13 protein-coding genes and 2 tRNA genes are annotated in these 15,602 nt (G+C 68.5%); 5 read left to right on the top strand and 10 right to left on the bottom strand.

Features of this window, described 5'->3' with window-relative positions; translation table 11 throughout:
- Positions 1-11 precede the first annotated feature (11 nt).
- The 4 genes from K9D12_RS03705 to K9D12_RS03720 form a co-directional block, all read right to left on the bottom strand.
- Complete coding sequence (locus K9D12_RS03705) at positions 12-599, bottom strand: ATP-dependent Clp protease proteolytic subunit (RefSeq protein ID WP_129663224.1); 588 nt, start codon at positions 597-599, stop codon at positions 12-14.
- A gap of 284 nt (positions 600-883) precedes the next feature.
- Entirely contained in the window at positions 884-2,407 is a 1,524-nt protein-coding gene (gene tig / locus K9D12_RS03710; protein ID WP_223059524.1) for a trigger factor, read from the bottom strand.
- Between the two features lie 128 nt (positions 2,408-2,535).
- Positions 2,536-2,609: transfer RNA gene (locus K9D12_RS03715), tRNA-Pro, on the bottom strand.
- A 114-nt stretch (positions 2,610-2,723) separates the two neighbouring features.
- Positions 2,724-2,797: transfer RNA gene (locus K9D12_RS03720), tRNA-Gly, on the bottom strand.
- A 187-nt stretch (positions 2,798-2,984) separates the two neighbouring features.
- On the opposite strand from K9D12_RS03720, the gene K9D12_RS03725 reads away from it, so the two are divergent.
- Positions 2,985-3,176: an antitoxin gene (locus K9D12_RS03725; protein ID WP_047311360.1), complete on the top strand. Its 192-nt coding sequence runs from the start codon at positions 2,985-2,987 to the stop codon at positions 3,174-3,176.
- A gap of 124 nt (positions 3,177-3,300) precedes the next feature.
- Here K9D12_RS03725 and K9D12_RS15220 read toward each other — a convergent pair whose 3' ends face one another.
- A complete protein-coding gene (locus K9D12_RS15220) occupies positions 3,301-4,431 on the bottom strand; it encodes a PP2C family protein-serine/threonine phosphatase (RefSeq protein ID WP_223059525.1) in 1,131 nt (376 codons plus the stop codon).
- Between the two features lie 108 nt (positions 4,432-4,539).
- Positions 4,540-5,004, bottom strand: coding sequence for a ribose-5-phosphate isomerase (locus tag K9D12_RS03735; RefSeq protein WP_223059572.1), 465 nt, complete (start codon positions 5,002-5,004; stop codon positions 4,540-4,542).
- Positions 5,005-5,219: 215 nt separating this feature from the next.
- On the opposite strand from K9D12_RS03735, the gene pepN reads away from it, so the two are divergent.
- Entirely contained in the window at positions 5,220-7,790 is a 2,571-nt protein-coding gene (gene pepN / locus K9D12_RS03740) for an aminopeptidase N (protein ID WP_223059526.1), read from the top strand.
- A 75-nt stretch (positions 7,791-7,865) separates the two neighbouring features.
- Here the strand turns inward: pepN and malQ are convergent, their stop codons facing one another.
- Positions 7,866-10,049, bottom strand: a complete 2,184-nt coding sequence (malQ, locus tag K9D12_RS03745; RefSeq protein ID WP_223059527.1) for a 4-alpha-glucanotransferase — start codon at positions 10,047-10,049, stop codon at positions 7,866-7,868.
- A gap of 64 nt (positions 10,050-10,113) precedes the next feature.
- Here malQ and K9D12_RS03750 point away from each other — a divergent pair, with 64 nt between their 5' ends.
- The 3 genes from K9D12_RS03750 (at position 10,114) to K9D12_RS03760 (ending at position 13,300) form a co-directional block, all read left to right on the top strand.
- Positions 10,114-11,067: a mechanosensitive ion channel family protein gene (locus tag K9D12_RS03750; protein ID WP_223059528.1), complete on the top strand. Its 954-nt coding sequence runs from the start codon at positions 10,114-10,116 to the stop codon at positions 11,065-11,067.
- 26 nt (positions 11,068-11,093) lie between these two features.
- Positions 11,094-11,498 (top strand): globin, encoded by a 405-nt coding sequence (locus K9D12_RS03755; RefSeq protein ID WP_223059529.1) that lies wholly within the window; start codon positions 11,094-11,096, stop codon positions 11,496-11,498.
- A 68-nt stretch (positions 11,499-11,566) separates the two neighbouring features.
- Entirely contained in the window at positions 11,567-13,300 is a 1,734-nt protein-coding gene (locus K9D12_RS03760) for a glycoside hydrolase family 13 protein (RefSeq protein ID WP_223059530.1), read from the top strand.
- Positions 13,301-13,400: 100 nt separating this feature from the next.
- On the opposite strand, the gene K9D12_RS03765 is transcribed toward K9D12_RS03760, so the two are convergent.
- From K9D12_RS03765 to K9D12_RS03775, 3 genes are read right to left on the bottom strand one after another with little or no spacing between them, the layout of a single operon-like run.
- Positions 13,401-14,447 (bottom strand): Gfo/Idh/MocA family protein, encoded by a 1,047-nt coding sequence (locus K9D12_RS03765; RefSeq protein ID WP_223059531.1) that lies wholly within the window; start codon positions 14,445-14,447, stop codon positions 13,401-13,403.
- A gap of 21 nt (positions 14,448-14,468) precedes the next feature.
- Entirely contained in the window at positions 14,469-15,122 is a 654-nt protein-coding gene (locus K9D12_RS03770; protein WP_129662860.1) for a hypothetical protein, read from the bottom strand.
- Positions 15,119-15,589, bottom strand: a complete 471-nt coding sequence (locus tag K9D12_RS03775) for a thioesterase family protein (protein ID WP_047311653.1) — start codon at positions 15,587-15,589, stop codon at positions 15,119-15,121. Before K9D12_RS03775 ends, K9D12_RS03770 begins: the two co-directional genes overlap by 4 nt.
- Positions 15,590-15,602: the final 13 nt, after the last annotated feature.

Consider the following 15,602-nt stretch of genomic DNA (forward strand, 5'->3'; position numbering starts at 1 on the left):
GCGGGCGGCGATCAGTTGGACGACTTCGTCGCGTCCGAGGAACGCTCGAAGACGTGGTCGACGAAGCCGTACTCCTTGGCCTCGTTCGCCGTGAACCAGCGGTCGCGGTCCGAGTCGGACTCGATCTTCTCGACCGGCTGACCCGTGTGCTCTGCGATGAGCTCGGCCATCTGCTTCTTGATGTGCAGCAGCTGCTCGGCCTGAGTTTTGACGTCGGACGCCGTTCCCTGAATGCCACCGAGGGGCTGGTGCATCATGATGCGCGCGTGCGGCGTCGCGTAGCGCTTGCCCTGAGCGCCGGCGGACAGCAGGAACTGGCCCATCGAGGCAGCGAGGCCCATGGCCACGGTGCACACGTCGTTCGGCACCCACTGCATCGTGTCGAAGATGGCCATACCAGCGGTCACCGAACCACCCGGGGAGTTGATGTAGAGCCAGATGTCCTTCTCCGGGTCCTCGGCAGCGAGCAGGAGAAGCTGCGCGCAGATCGCGTTCGCGTTGTCGTCGCGCACGTCCGATCCGAGGAAGATGATGCGCTCCTTGAGGAGGCGGTTGTAGATCTGGTCGTCGAGACCGGCAGCCATCTGCTGGCTCGCCATGACCACGTCCGAGGACTTGGCTGTCGTCAAGGGATCACTCCATCCGAATCTGCCACCCGGCACGCGGGTGACACCATGCTTGAACTCTTCACTGACCCTAACGCGCGGGCCCGCGACTTTCGTCCCCGTCCCGGCCGGTGTTCGCCCTGAGCGCAAGCGCGGGCGCTGACCGACTCACGCGAGGCACACGCACATCTGCGGCCCGATGACGAGAGCGCGGCTCCGCTCGCACCGGGTGTGCGTGCGGAGCCGCGCTCCTGCTGGCGTTCAGGCCTGCGGCGACGTCACTTGTCGTCGGCAGCCTTCTTCGTCGCGGTCTTCTTGGCCGTGCTCTTCTTGGCAGCTGCCTTCTTGGCCGGCTTCTCGTCGCCGTCCTTGGCAGCGGTCTTCTTGGCCGTGCTCTTCTTCGCGGCAGCCTTCTTGGCCGGCTTCTCGTCGCCGTCCTTGGCAGCGGCCTTCTTGGCCGTGCTCTTCTTCGCAGCTGCCTTCTTGGCCGGCTTCTCCTCGGCGGGCTTCTCGTCCGCGTCGGCCTCGTCGTCACCGGTGTCGACGGCCTCGTTGAGGTCGACGACGTTGCCCGCGGTGTCCTTGACCTTGGCGGACTCGAGGACCGTGGCGAGCGCCTTGCGGCGAGCGACCTCACCCATGATGGCCGGCACCTGGCCCTGGGCGTCGAGCGCCTGGGCGAAGGTGTTCGGGTCCATGCCGTACTGCTGCGCCGACATGATGAGGTACTCGATGAGCTCCTCCTGGCCGACCTGGATCTCCTGGGACTCGACGATCTCGTCGAGCAGGAGCTGCGTGGCGACCTGCTTGCGGGTGCTCTCGGTGACCTCAGCGCGGTGCTCGTCGTCGTCGAGGCGGTTCTCGCCCTCGAGGTGGTTGTGCACCTCTTCGTTGACGACGCCGTCCGGGACGGGGATGTCAATGGCCTCCAGCAGCGCGTCGAGCACCTTGTCACGGGCCTGAACGCCCTGCTCGAAGCGCTTCGTGCGCTCGACCTCGGAGCGCAGGTCGGCCTTCAGCTCGTCGAGCGTGTCGAAGGACGAGGCGAGCTGGGCGAACTCGTCGTCGAGCTCGGGGAGCTCGCGCTCCTTGACCGACTCGATCTTGACGGTGCACTCGGCGTCCTGGCCCTCGTGCTCGCCACCGGCCAGCGGCGACGTGAAGGTGGTCTCCTCGCCGGCCTTGAGGCCGGTGAGCGCCTTGTCGAGGCCTTCGAGCATCGTGCCCGAGCCGATCTCGTAGGAGACGCCGGAGACGGAGTCGATCTCGTTGCCGTCGATCGTGGCGGACAGGTCGATGGAGACGAAGTCGCCCTTCTTGGCCTTGCGCTCGACGCCCTTGAGCGTGCCGAAGCGCTCACGCAGCTCGGTGATGCGCTCTTCGAGGTCGGCGTCGCTGACCTCGATCGGGTCGACCTCGACCTCGAGGGTGTCGAAGGCGGGGAGCTTGATCTCGGGGCGGACGTCGACCTCAGCGGTGAACGTCAGGCCCTGGCCTTCTTCGAGCGGGAAGTCGGTGATGTCGACCTCGGGCTGGCCGAGCGGCTTGACGTCGTTCTCGACGATCGCGTTGGTGTACAGCTCGGGGAGCGCCTCGTTGACGGCCTCCTGCACGACGGCTGCACGGCCGAAGCGCTGCTCGATGAGCTTCGCGGGAACCTTTCCCTTGCGGAAGCCGGGGATCTGAACCTGCTCGCCGATCGTCTTGTACGCCTTGTCCAGGCTCGGCTTGAGCTCCTCGGCAGTCACGTCGACGGTCAGCTTGACCCGCGTCGGGTTGAGGGTCTCGACAGCGCTCTTCACAGCGTGTACTCCAGTAGTCGATGGGATGGGTCACGAGCCGCGACCGGCGAGGCGGGACGCCCGCCGCGTCCTGGCGCCTCATTGCACGGCGCGGCTCGCCGTACATGAACTTCTGTCCATGCTAACGGTCGGGGTAACAGGATTCGAACCTGCGGCCTTCCGCTCCCAAAGCGGACGCGCTACCAAGCTGCGCCATACCCCGCTCACAACCTCGTGTGAACACCGCATTCTCGCACAAGCCGCGGCCTCACCGGCTCTGGCACCTGCCAGGAACGACGAACGGCGGCCCTCGTGGTGAGGGCCGCCGTTCGCGGTGTGGAGCGGGCGACGAGAATCGAACTCGCGTAATCAGTTTGGAAGACTGAGGCTCTACCATTGAGCTACGCCCGCATGTTCGGCCAACATGCTAGCGCACTCGATGCGCGCCTCGCGCGCCGCAGCTGCCCGCGCCGCGTCAGGTCGCAGTTTGCGCCACATGGTGAACGCGAACTCTCGACTCCGACCTGAATTTGTGTTGGGGTGGGAACCAAGTCCGGGAACCCCCGGCACAGTGTTCCGACTACACAGGAGGATCAGCATGGGAATCTTCGACAGCGCCAAGGACAAGGCCAGCGACTTCGCCGAGCAGAACCCCGACAAGCTCGACCAGGGCGTCGAGAAGGCGGGTGACTTCGCCGACGACCGTACGGGCGGCGAGCACGCTGACAAGATCGACAAGGGTCAGGACTTCGCCAACGAGAAGCTCGACGGCCTCGGCGGCGGTCAGTGATCTCGGGCTGACGCCTGAAACTTCAAAAGGGCCCCTCGGACAACGCGTCCGAGGGGCCCTTTTGTTGTGCGCCGGGGCGAGCGCGCCCAACCACGCCCCCTTGCGGCGAACGTTCCTGCGTGGCTCAGAGCATCGGACGTCGGTAGCGGCGGTTGCCGTCGCGCCAGATGACGACGACGGAGCGGTCGTCGTCGCCGCCCAGGGCGGCGGAGGTCGTGCAGATGCGATGAGCGCCGCCCGTGAGACCCTCGCTGATTGCCGACTGCGTCATGGCGAGCAGGCGCTGCGTCCCGGCGGTGATGTCGCCGCCGGGACCCTCGACGACGCCATCGCTGTAGAGCACGACGACATCACCCGGCGCGAGCATCCCTGCCGCACGGGAGAAGTCGTCCCGTCCCTGCTCGAAGAGGCCGAGGAGCAACCCCTCGGCACCGGTGACCATCTCCCAGCGGCGCGAGTCCGCGTGGTAGTGCGCCGCACTGGGGTGGCCCGCGGTCCCGATGCTGTACGAGCCGGTCCGCAGGTCGAGGGCGATGTGGATGGCGGAGGCAAAACCGTCACGCCAGCCCTGACGAATGAGGTAGCGGTTGGCCGCCGGCAGGAAGCCGGCCGGATCCGTTTCCCCGAGCAACCCGCTCAGTGCACCCGAGAGGAGCAGCGCGCGCATCCCTGCGGAGTGGCCACTGCCGGAGACATCGGTGAGAGCCACGTCGAGCTGGTCGCCGTGTCGGGCGCAGACGACGAAGTCGCCGCTGAACGCCCCACCCTTCGCGGGCAGGACGCAGTGCTCCATACGCACGTCGTCGGGAAGTTCGGGGGCGAGTGCCTGACGGTCGAGCCGCTCGCGAAGGTCCTTGAGCATGCCGGAACCCACGCTGAGTGGCACACCGAGTGCCTGCACGTTGCGCGTCACGAAGAACACGAGGCCGACGACGGCGAGGACGACGCACGCCACCGACCACTCGACGGTGCGATCACCCCAGGCGTACGCGACGACCACGAGGTAGCCCGCCACGACGACGGCGATGGCCCGAGCCAGGGTGCGCCCCGACAGGAGGAACCCGGCGCACACGATGAGCGGCACGAAAACCGATTGGGAAACCGTGCCGGGGAAGCTGATACCGGCCAGTGTCGCGACGAGGGTGAGGAACGTGATGACCGCCGCGAGCAGGCGCGAGGAGTTGCGCCGGGGCGTCACGATGCGGCGCACCGACCGCCGGGGGCGCACCCGCTCGCTCGTGACGTCAAGAACCACAGATGCCACTCTATCCGGGGTGACAAACGTCTCACGAGGCGCCTGTGGACAAAGCGCAAGCGCCGGGCCCGCACGGCATGCGGGGCCCGGCGCTCGGGTGTCAGTGACTCACAGCGGCGGCAGCGTGCCGTCCGTCTCGTAGGCCTCGACCATGGCGATGCGGCGCGCGTGACGCTCGACGCCGGTGAACTGCGTCGTGATGAAGGTGCGGGCAATATCCTTCGCCTGCTCGATCGTGACGAAGCGGCCACCGATCGAGGCGATCTGCGCACCGTTGTGCTCGCGCGCCAAGGAGGCGAACTCCGGCGTCAGACACAAGGCCGCACGAATGCCCTCGACCTTGTTCGCCGCCATCTGCTCGCCGTTGCCCGAACCGCCCAGGACGAAGCCGAGCGAGTCGGCGTCGTCACGCACGGCCTCGGCCGCGCGCAGCACGAACACCGGGTAGTCGTCCTCCGCGTCGTACTCGGTGGGCCCGTGGTTGACGACGTCGTGCCCCTCAGCGGTGAGGAAGTCGACGAGGGCCTGCTGGGTTTCAAAGGCGGCGTGGTCGCCACCGACGTGGATGCGCATGTCTCTCTCTCGGTCGAGCGGGTCGTGGAGCTGGTCGAGCACGTTCGAGCGCGGCACGCCTCGGCCCGCGGGTCGTACCGCGAAGAACGCTCGTGCAAACCATCCTGCCACCTTCACCCCCGTGCAAGGATGGTCGACGGCGACCACTCGGGCGCGAGCGCGCCTCAGCGAACTGCGTCGCCTCCCCTCATCGCCTTCAGGAAGGAACCGACGCCGTGACCGGCTCGAACCTCACACGCGAGGAAGCCCTGGAGCGCAGCGCCAACATCGCTGTCGACTCCTACGACATCACGCTCGACCTCACGACGGGAGCCGAGACGTTCACGACGTCGTCGACGGTCCGTTTCAGCGCCACGCCGGGCAGTGAGACCTGGCTCGACTTCCTCGGCGAGAGCGTGGACCGCGTGGTGGTCGGCGGTGAGGACATCGCCGTCGAGTGGAACGGCGCCCGGGTGCGCGTGCCGAACCTCGCGGCCGAGAACGAGGTTCGCGTCGATGCCGTCGGCCGGTACATGAACACGGGTGAGGGCCTCCACCGCTTCGTCGACCCGGCTGACAACGAGGTCTACCTCTACTCCCAGTTCGAGGTTCCCGACGCGCGGCGCATGTACCCCGTGTTCGAACAGCCGGACCTCAAGGCGAGCTTCACCTTCACCGTCACCGCCCCGTCCCGCTGGCAGGTGCTCTCCAACGAGCCGACGCCCGAGCCGCAGCCGGCGGAGACGACCTACACCGGCCCCAACGGTGAGACCGAGCCGGCGGCCACGTGGCGCTTCGGGGCGACGCCGCGCATCTCCTGCTACATCACGGCCCTCGTGGCCGGCCCGTACGAGAAGTACACGGACGAGGTGACCTCCCGCGCGGGCACCGTGCCGCTCGGCGTCTACTGCCGCAAGTCGCTCGCGCCCCACATGGACGCCGACGAGATCTTCGACATCACCAAGCGCGGCTTCGCGTTCTTCGAGAACGAGTTCGACCAGCCTTACCCGTTCACCAAATACGACCAGATCTTCACGCCCGAGTACAACATGGGCGCCATGGAGAACGCGGGCTGCGTCACCTTCACGGAGATGTACGTCTTCCGCGCCAAGGTGAGCGAGGCCATCATCGAGCGCCGCGCCCTCACCGTGCTGCACGAGCTCGCCCACATGTGGTTCGGCAACCTCGTCACGATGAAGTGGTGGAACGACCTGTGGCTCAACGAGTCGTTCGCCGAGTGGGCCTCGACGACGGCGCAGGCCGAAGCCACCCGTTGGGAGAGCGCCTGGACGACGTTCGGCACCTCGGAGAAGGCGTGGGCGTACCGCCAGGACCAGCTCAGCTCCACACACCCGATCGTCGCCCCGATCCGTGACCTCGCCGACGTCGAGGTGAACTTCGACGGCATCACGTACGCCAAGGGCGCCTCGGTGCTCAAGCAACTCGTCGCCTACGTCGGGCGCGAGTCGTTCACCGCCGGCCTGCGCGCGTACTTCGCGAAGTACGCGTGGCAGAACACGACGTTGCCCCAGCTGCTCGGCGAGCTGGAGTCGACGAGTGGCCGCGACCTGTCGTCCTGGTCGAAGCAGTGGCTCGAAACGGCCGGCGTCAACACGCTGCGCCCGGTCGTCGAGGTCGACGGCTCCGGTGTCATGACGCGCGTGCTCATCCAACAGAGCGCGACGAACGAACTGCCGACGCTGCGCCCCCACCGTCTCGCCGTGGGGTGCTACCGCCTCGAGGGCGACACCCTCGTGCGTACGCAGCGGGTGGAGCTCGACGTCACGGGTGAGAGCACCGAGGTCACCGAGCTCGTCGGGGTGGAGCAGCCGGATCTGCTCCTCGTCAACGACGACGACCTCGCCTACGCCAAGATCCGTCTCGACGAGCGCAGCCTCGCCACCGCCATTGCTCACCCGCGCGCCTTCACCAGCTCGCTGCCCCGTGCGCTCGTGCTCGGTGCGGCCTGGGACATGACGCGCGATGCGCAGATGCCGGCGGGCGACTTCGTCCGCATGGCGCTTGCGACCCTGCCGGGCGAGGACGACTCGACGCTGCTGCGCACCCTGCTCGGCCAGATGTCCACCGCCGCACTCACGTACTCGGCGCCCGCCAAGCGCGAGAAGCTCGTCGCCGACGCGACGGGCGGGCTGCGCTCCCTGGCCGAGGAAGCCGAAGCCGGCAGCGACGCCCAGCTGCAGCTCGTGCAGACGTTCGCATCCTTCGCCCAGAGCGAGGAAGATGTTGCGTTCGTTCGTGCGCTGCTCTCGGGTGAGCGCACCCTCGACGGTCTGACCGTCGACACCGAGATGCGCTGGACGCTGCTCACGTCGCTCGCCGCTGCAGGTGCCGCCGACGCCGCGGAGATCGACGCCGAACTGGCCCGCGACAACACGGCCACGGGTGCCGAACGCGCGGCACGAGCTCGCGCGTCGCTGCCGACGTCCGAGGCGAAGGCGGCCGCATGGTCGTCCGTCGTCGACTCCGACGAGCTGGCCAACCAGACGATCGCCGAGACGGCGGCGGGATTCGGACACGTTCACGACGTGAGCCTGCTCGAGCCGTATGTCGAGAAGTACTTCGCGATGGCCGAGGACTACTGGGCAGGGCGCACCCACCACATCGCGGAGCTGGGCATCTCGTCGCTGTTCCCGATGGCGCTGGCCGGACCGCAGCTGCTCGACGCCGCGCAGCAGTGGCTCTCGTCGCACAGCGACTCCCCCGCGGGTCTCGTGCGCACGGTCGCCGAGAACCGTGACGCCGTCGCCCGAGCCGTCACGGCGCAGGAGTTCGACGCTCGCGCCTGATCCGGACTGATTACCGGAAGGAGGCCCCCGACACGATTCGTGTCGGGGGCCCCTTCGTCGAGCCGTGCTCGAGGCTCAGCTGCGCGCCCGCACCACCCGGATGACCCGCTTGGCACGACGCGAGGTCATGAGATCGTCCAAGCTCACCCCCGACTCGTCAGGGCCCGCGACGGGGCGACGCCACAGGGCATGCACGTGGGTGACGCCGTGCTCGCCCACGATGCGCTGATCGCCCACGAGATCGGCGACACGGACCGTGAGCAGCAGGCTCGGGGCCGATGCCAGATAACGGTGCAGGGCCCCCACCTGGTCCTCCACACTCGCGCGCGGCGTCATGAGACCGCGCGCCGCGAGGGCCTCGACGAGAGCCTTGCGACGCTTCCCGGCGCGCTCCTCGTAGGCAGCGTGGTCGTCGCGCAGACCGTATCGACGTGCCTCCTCGAGGTGAGATCCCGTGAGCAGTGCTGCGCTCGGGGGCGCGTCCTTGGCGCCGAGCGAGGTCATGGCGAGCTCGGGCAGCTTCTTCGGGTCTCGCGAGCCGCTCCCCTCGGTGTCGTCGAGGAGCACGGCCGAGGAAACGACACCGCGCTCGGCGAGGTAGTCGCGGATCCACGGCTCGGTTTCGTCCTCGTCACCGGCCACGACGAGCGCGCCCGCCCGATGCGCCTCGAGCAGCAGAATTCCGATGAGTGCCTCGTGGTCGAACTGAACGTAGGTACCCGCGTCCGCAGCGTTCTCGGCCGCCGACGGCTGCGGTATCCACCACTGGCGGAACAGGGTGCCGATGCGCTCCACCCGCAGTGCGCCACTGCGAGCGAGGGTGCGACGCACGACGTCACGCCACTGTGCGTAGCCGTTCTCGGCGAGCGCCGAGGGCTTCATCGCAGCAAGGCCGAGATCGACGACCGTGCCGTCCGCGGCGCGCGCTCCGAGACGCATGTCGGCGGCGAACGCCTCCGGCCAGGCCCACTCCTCGAAGCCACCGTCGATGATGCCAGGAGCGATGTCGTGCATGACACCGATGCGCATGCCGGCCGCTTTCACCTCACGCTGCGCATCAGCGAACTGTGCGCCGGCGACCCACTGCAGCCACGCCTCGAACTCGACGTCGTCGGCGTGCTCCTCGCGGAAGGCGGCTACCTCGGGGCTGCGCGGATTCTGCAGTTCCTCGGGCCATGTGCTCGCCGGAAGACCGTGTTTCAGCGCAATGACGCACCACGTCGCGTAGTCGAACAGCCAACCCGCCTCGGACTCGACGAAGTGCCCGAAGTCGCGACGACGGCGGTGGGAACGCTCGACGTTGAAGATCATCCGCAACGCGGCTCGCTTCGACTCCCAGACCGCGTCGCGGTCGACCTCGTCCGTGAGATTGAGACGGCGGGCGTCGTCGCCGTGCCACTCGACGAGTTGGTGCTCCGCGGCCGAGAGATAACCGATCTCGGGCACCTCCTCGACGCGGATCGCGAGGGGGTCGAGCGCCGTACGGCTCGCGGGGCGATACGGGTTGGGGTCGATCGTGGGCACGGGATCGGCCGCGTTCACCGGGCCGACGTTGACGTAGTCCGCACCGCTTCGGGCGGCCCATGTGCCGAGTTCGGCGAGGTCTGCTGCATCGCCGATGCCCCACGAGCGCTCGGACCGCACGGCGTAGAGCTGGCCGGCCACTCCCCAGCCGCGCTTGGCGGCCAGATCGGGCGGCAGGGTCATCGTCGCGGGCGTGACGACGACCGGACGGACGTGACGACGGCCCCCTGCGCTCACCTGAAGTTCGTGGTAGCCCAGAGGAAGATCGCCGGGCAGGTCGAGGTCGACGACCTGAGGAGATGTGCTGTCGCTCTCGCCGGCTGCGTCGCTCTCGTCCTCCCCATCTTCGCTCTTGTCCTCGTCCTCGCCTTCGGACTCGCTGCCGGTGTCCGATGGAGCGTCGAGTTCATCGTCACGCTCGAGGGGGACGATGCTGCCGTCCTCGAGCACGATGCGCGCCTCGAACTCAGCGGTCGCGGGCACGGTGAGCGTGACACTCGGGGTCCAGGACTCGCGCAGGACGAGTGCGTCAGGAAGGCCCACCACGGAAGGCGTGCCTCCATCATGGCGATCGGCACTCGGCGCCGCGTCTTCGCTGCATTCGACGCCCAGCGAGGTGAGCACCGCCTCGACGACCTCCGGCGCGACCGCTCGGGCGCGTCCCGAGCCGTCCCGGACATGGGTGGCAACGCCGTGGGCGTTCGCGAGTTCGTTGAGGGAAGGAGTGCCGGGCATAGGGCAATTCTGGCAGACGCTCCTGGCCGTTCCAGCCGTTCGGCGGGATGGTTGGATGGCAGGCATGGCTGCACCGTCCTTCGTCCCCCACGCCGCCTCCCTGCCCGAGGGATGGGAGTGGCTGGTCGGCACTCCGCTGCAGATCGTCGTGGTCGTCCTGGGAGCCCTGGCCGTGCGCTGGATCCTGCACCGGGCCATCACCCGCGCGGTCCACGCGATGGAGACGCGAAGCACCACGCCGGAGGTCGTCGGCGAGGAGGGCGCTCTCTCCCCCGCGAGGGCCCGTCTGCGGGCCGCCGCTGGCCTCGACGACGAACGCCGCCGTCAGCGCGCGGCAACGATGGGCTCGCTCCTGCGGTCGGTGACGACGGTCGTCGTCCTCGCCGTCGCCACCCTCACGGTCGCCGCGCAGCTCGGCATCCAGCTCGGCCCGCTCATGGCGAGCGCCGGCGTGGCAGGTGTCGCCGTCGGTTTCGGTGCGCAGTCGCTCGTCAAGGACTATCTGTCGGGCATCTTCATGATCTTCGAGGACCAGTACGGCGTCGGCGATGTCATCGACACCGGAGAAGCCGTCGGCACCGTCGAGGAGGTGACGCTACGCATCACTCGGCTGCGCGACGCCAACGGCGTCGTCTGGTACGTGCGCAACGGCGAGATCATCCGCGTCGCGAACCGCTCCCAGGGGTGGTCGACATCGCTCGTCGACGTCCCGGTGTCGTACGACGCGGACATTCGCAAGGTCACCTCGGTGCTCGACGAGGTCGTCGACGCGCTGTGGCAGGACGAGACGTGGAGCGCCAAGCTCATCGAGCGCCCCGACGTCGCGGGTGTCGAATCGGTCGGAGGAGGCGCGATGACCTTCCGGATCATCGCCAAGACGGCACCGAACGAGAACTTCGGTGTCACACGCGAACTGCGCCGTCGCGCGGTCATCGCGCTGGAGAACGCCGGGGTGAAGGCTCCACCGCTCGTGCCGGGCTACGTCGGCGTCAACCCGAACCTGCCGCCGGTCAAGTAATCGGCGGCGGGTGAAAGACTGGGCACATGAGTGAGGCAACCCTGTACGAGAGGTTCGGAGGCCACGCGACGTTCCACCGTCTCGTCGAAGTCTTCTACGACGGCGTGGCCTCGGACGAGAAACTGCGCGCGCTCTACCCCGAGGAGGACCTCGAGCCGGCCAAGCGCCGATTCGAGATGTTCCTCGAGCAGTACTGGGGCGGGCCGACGACGTACTCCGAGGAGCGCGGACACCCACGTCTGCGCATGCGCCACATGCCGTTCGCGGTCACCCCCGAGCAGCGTGATCGCTGGCTCACGCACATCATGGCTGCCTGCGACGCCGTCGATCTCGAGCCGGAACTCGATGCGCTCCTGCGCGACTACCTCGTGCGTGCTGCGTACAGCCTCGTCAACACCCCCGGCCCTGAACCGGAGAACCCGATCCGCTGAGTCTGGCCCTGCCGCCCAACGGTGAAACGCGTTTCGCGTGGGCAGACCTCGGTTGGCACACTGGGTCGGTGAGCCAAACGACCACCTGGAACAGCCAGTCCGCACCCGCCCACGACCAGACGCCCGAGGCAGAATGGTGGCGCTCGTCGACGATCTATCAGGTCTACCCGCGCTCGTGGGTCGACTCGAATGGTGACGGTATCGGCGACCTGCCGGGCATCACCTCGAAACTGCCCTACCTGCGCGACCTCGGCGTCGACGCGCTGTGGATCTCCCCCTTCTACCGCTCGCCCATGGCTGACGCCGGCTACGACGTCGCCGATTACCGCGACATCGATCCCCTCTTCGGTTCGCTGAGCGACGCCGATGACCTCATCAACCGCGCGCACGAACTCGACCTGCGCGTCATCGTCGACCTCGTGCCCAACCACTCCTCCGACGAGCACGAGTGGTTCAAGGCCGCCCTCGCGGCCGGCCCCGGTTCGCCGGAGCGTGAGCGCTACATGTTCCGCGACGGCAAGGGCGAGAACGGCGAGGAGCCACCGAACGACTGGAAGGCCATCTTCGGTGGCAACGCCTGGACGCGTGTCACGGACGCGGACGGCAACCCGGAGCAGTGGTACCTGCACCTGTTCGACCCCAAGCAGCCCGACTTCAACTGGAACAACGAGGCCGTGCGCGAGGAGTTCCTCAGCATCCTGAGGTTCTGGCTGGATCGGGGTGTCGACGGTTTCCGCGTCGATGTGGCCCACAGCCTCGTCAAGGCCGATGGCCTGCCCGATCACTCGGCGCACGCCAAGATGGCCGGCCTCTCCGACGCCAGCCACGACAACGGCGGCCCCATGTGGGACCAGGACGGCGTCCACGAGATCTACCGCGCGTGGCGTGAGGTGCTCGACTCCTACAACCCCGTCGACGCCGACGGCTACGACTCGGCCGGCGACCGGGCGATGTGCGCGGAGGCCTGGGTCAACCCGCCGGAGCGTCTCGCGCGCTACGTACGCCCGGACGAGTTCCACCAAGCCTTCAACTTCGCGTTCCTCGAGACCCCGTGGCGCGCCGCCGACATGCGCGAGAGCATCACGTCCTCGTACGCCTCGAACGACGCCGTCGGGGCACCGACGACGTGGGTGCTGAGCAACCACGACGTCGTGCGTCACGCCACGCGTTTGGCACTGCCGATCGGTGAGCCGCGCCCCAACGGCATTCGTGCCGAGGACCCGCAGCCGGACGCCGCGCTCGGCCTGCGTCGCGCCAAGGCCGCCACGGCTCTGGAGCTGGCGCTGCCCGGCGGCGCCTACCTCTACCAGGGTGAGGAGCTCGGCCTGCCCGAGCACACGACGATGGCCGACGAAGCCCGTCAGGACCCGACGTGGGAGCGTTCGGAACACACCGAGGCCGGGCGCGACGGCTGCCGCGTCCCGATGCCCTGGGCCAAGGACGCGCCGTCGTTCGGCTTCGGTTCCGGTGACGCCCCGTGGCTTCCGCAGCCCGACGTCTACGGCGAGTTGGCCGTGGACCAGCAGGACGGCGTCGCGGGCTCGACCCTCGAGTTCTACCGCCGCATGTTGCGCGAGCGCCGCGCCCGCCGTCTCGGCGAAGGCGCACTGACGTGGGTCGACGGCCCGAAGGACACCGTCGCTCTCGTCAACTCGCGTGAGGGTCACGAGGATCTGTGGTGCGTGACGAACTTCGGTGCGGACACGACGCTGCCCGATGGTGCTGTCGTGGTCGTGCGCAGCGACGATCGTGACGACCTCACGCTGCCGACCGACGTCACGGTGTGGTTCACCCGCACCTGACCGACCCATCCCTCACGAACGTTGCCCCGGCCGAGACCGTTCTCCACCGGGGCAACGCTCACTCAGTTCCGTCCAGAGGCGAAGCGACGAGTCCGTGAGGTCACTCGCCGGGGTAGACGACGCCCAGCTGACGACGCACCTCGTCCATGAGGTCCATGACACGCAGCGTTTCGGCGTGGGTCATGAGCGGCGACTCGCGATCCCCCGCCGCGATGAGGCGCGCCGCCTCGGCGGCCTCGTAGTGGAGGGCGTGGATCGTGTCGGCGGAGCGGTACTCGTCGAGCAGCTGCCCATCGTTCGCGAGAAGCCGCACTCGCGCCGGGAAGTAGAACCAGCCGTCGATCTCGAGGCGTCCCTTCGTGCCGGCGACGACGGCCGTGTTCGGTGTCTGGGTGGCCATCGTCGTCGCAGCCTGGGCGACGACGCCGTCGGCAGCCGTGAGCACGATGACCTCGGACTCGTCGACGCCTTCATCGGTGAGCGTTCCCCGGGCGCTCACCGTGGTGAACTCGGGTACGAGCATCGCGGCGAACGACAGGGGGTAGATCCCGAGGTCGAGCAGCGCCCCTCCGGCGAGAGCAGGATCGCTCAGCCGCTGCGGGCCATCGGGGTGGAGAGCCTGGCCATGGTCGGCGGCGATCCACTTGAGGTCGCCGATGAGTCCGGTGTCCACCGCACGACGAACGACGTCGTAGTGGGGCAGGAAGCGTGACCACATTGCCTCCATGCAGAAGACGCCCGCGTCGCGGGCCGCGTCGAGAACCTCCCGCGCCTCCCTGACGTTGCGCGTGAAGGCCTTCTCGACGAGCACGTGCTTGCCTGCGCGGATCGCGGCCAGCGCGTGCTCCCGATGCTCGCTGTGCGGGGACGCCACATAGACGACGTCGACCGCGGGGTCAGCAACCAACGCGTCGTACGAGCCGTACGCCGTTGCTGTCGGCGCGAATTCGTCGACGAAACTCTGCGCGCGCTCCAGGCTGCGCGACCCGACGGCGACGATGCGCTGCTGCGTCTCCGCGCCGATCGCGGACGCGAACGTTCGCGCGATACCCCCGGGGGCGACGACACCCCAGGCCAGCGCGGGAGCCTCGCGGGGATCGGGCGTCGTCGGTGCGGGCAGGCGTCGGACATCGGAGAAACGCGTCATACGAGCGAGCCTATCGACGCCTCACCGTACGAGCACGTGGCCGACGGACGTCGACACCCGGTGCCAGCGCGCGGTGCCGAACACGTGGGCCTCCGAACCGATGGCGAAGCCGAGTGCGTAGATGCCGAGCGCCGCGCCCGCCGGAAGCCCGTCGGCACCGCCCAGATCTCCCGCGATGGGCCGGTTCCAGACCTTCTCGCGCAGCTGCTCGACGGCGGGCGCTCCCGCCCCCTGCGGCGTGCCCTCGGCCACCTCGGCGATACCGTCACGGGCGACCTGGACGAGATCCGCGAGCGGCAACCGAGCGAGTGGAGCCCACCCGGCGCGCGGCGGCGTCACCGCGGCCCACGTCGTGCGCACGGTGGTCGGAGGGACGTCGAGGACGCGGGGGTCCGCGTTGTGCCGACGCGCCAGCCGGTCACTGATCGCGCGAAGCGGCACCACGGTGTCGAGGGGGCGGGCGACCGGCTGCGCCAACCGCAGCACGCGCAGCCCGACGACGGTTCCTTCGCCCATGAGCCCGCGTCCCTTGCGCACACCCACCCAGGTGGCGAGGGTCGTGCCGTCTGCCTGGAGGCGGATGGCGCCGTCGTCCTCGAGAGTGCGGGCGCGTGAGACGAAAGTGGCGAGGTCACCCGCCGTCTCACCATCGGCCAGGTGCAGCACCTCCGTCATGATGACGAGCGCTTCGCGCTGCTGTGGCGGAACGTCACCGCCGGGCCGAGGAAGCTGGACAGGCTCTCACGGTCGATCGGATCGAGCCGACGCGGGCGCTCGGCCTCGAAGTCGTAGCCGACGAGGGTCGTCTCCGCGAGGGCGTACGTCGTCGAGCCGGCACCTGCGTCGCGCACCTCGTAGCCGATGTCGTACGACGCGCCGGTCAGCCGGGTCACCCACATGGCGACCTCGATCGGTTCGATGCGGAACACGAGAGGCGCGCGGTACTCGATCTCGTGGCGCGCCACGATGATTCCCTCACCGACGACCGATCGAGCACGCCCGAACCATTCGGCGAAGGCGAGGATGCGGGCGTCCTCGAGGAGCCGCAGGAACTGCACGTTGTTGACGTGCCCGTAGGCATCCATGTCGGACCAGCGCAAGGGCACGGGGACGACGGAGCAGCGTTCGGGAGCGAAACTCATACCTGCATTGTGG

The organism is Dermacoccus sp. Tok2021, assembly GCF_019895135.1.
GTDB classification, from domain to species: Bacteria; Actinomycetota; Actinomycetes; order Actinomycetales; family Dermatophilaceae; genus Dermacoccus; species Dermacoccus abyssi.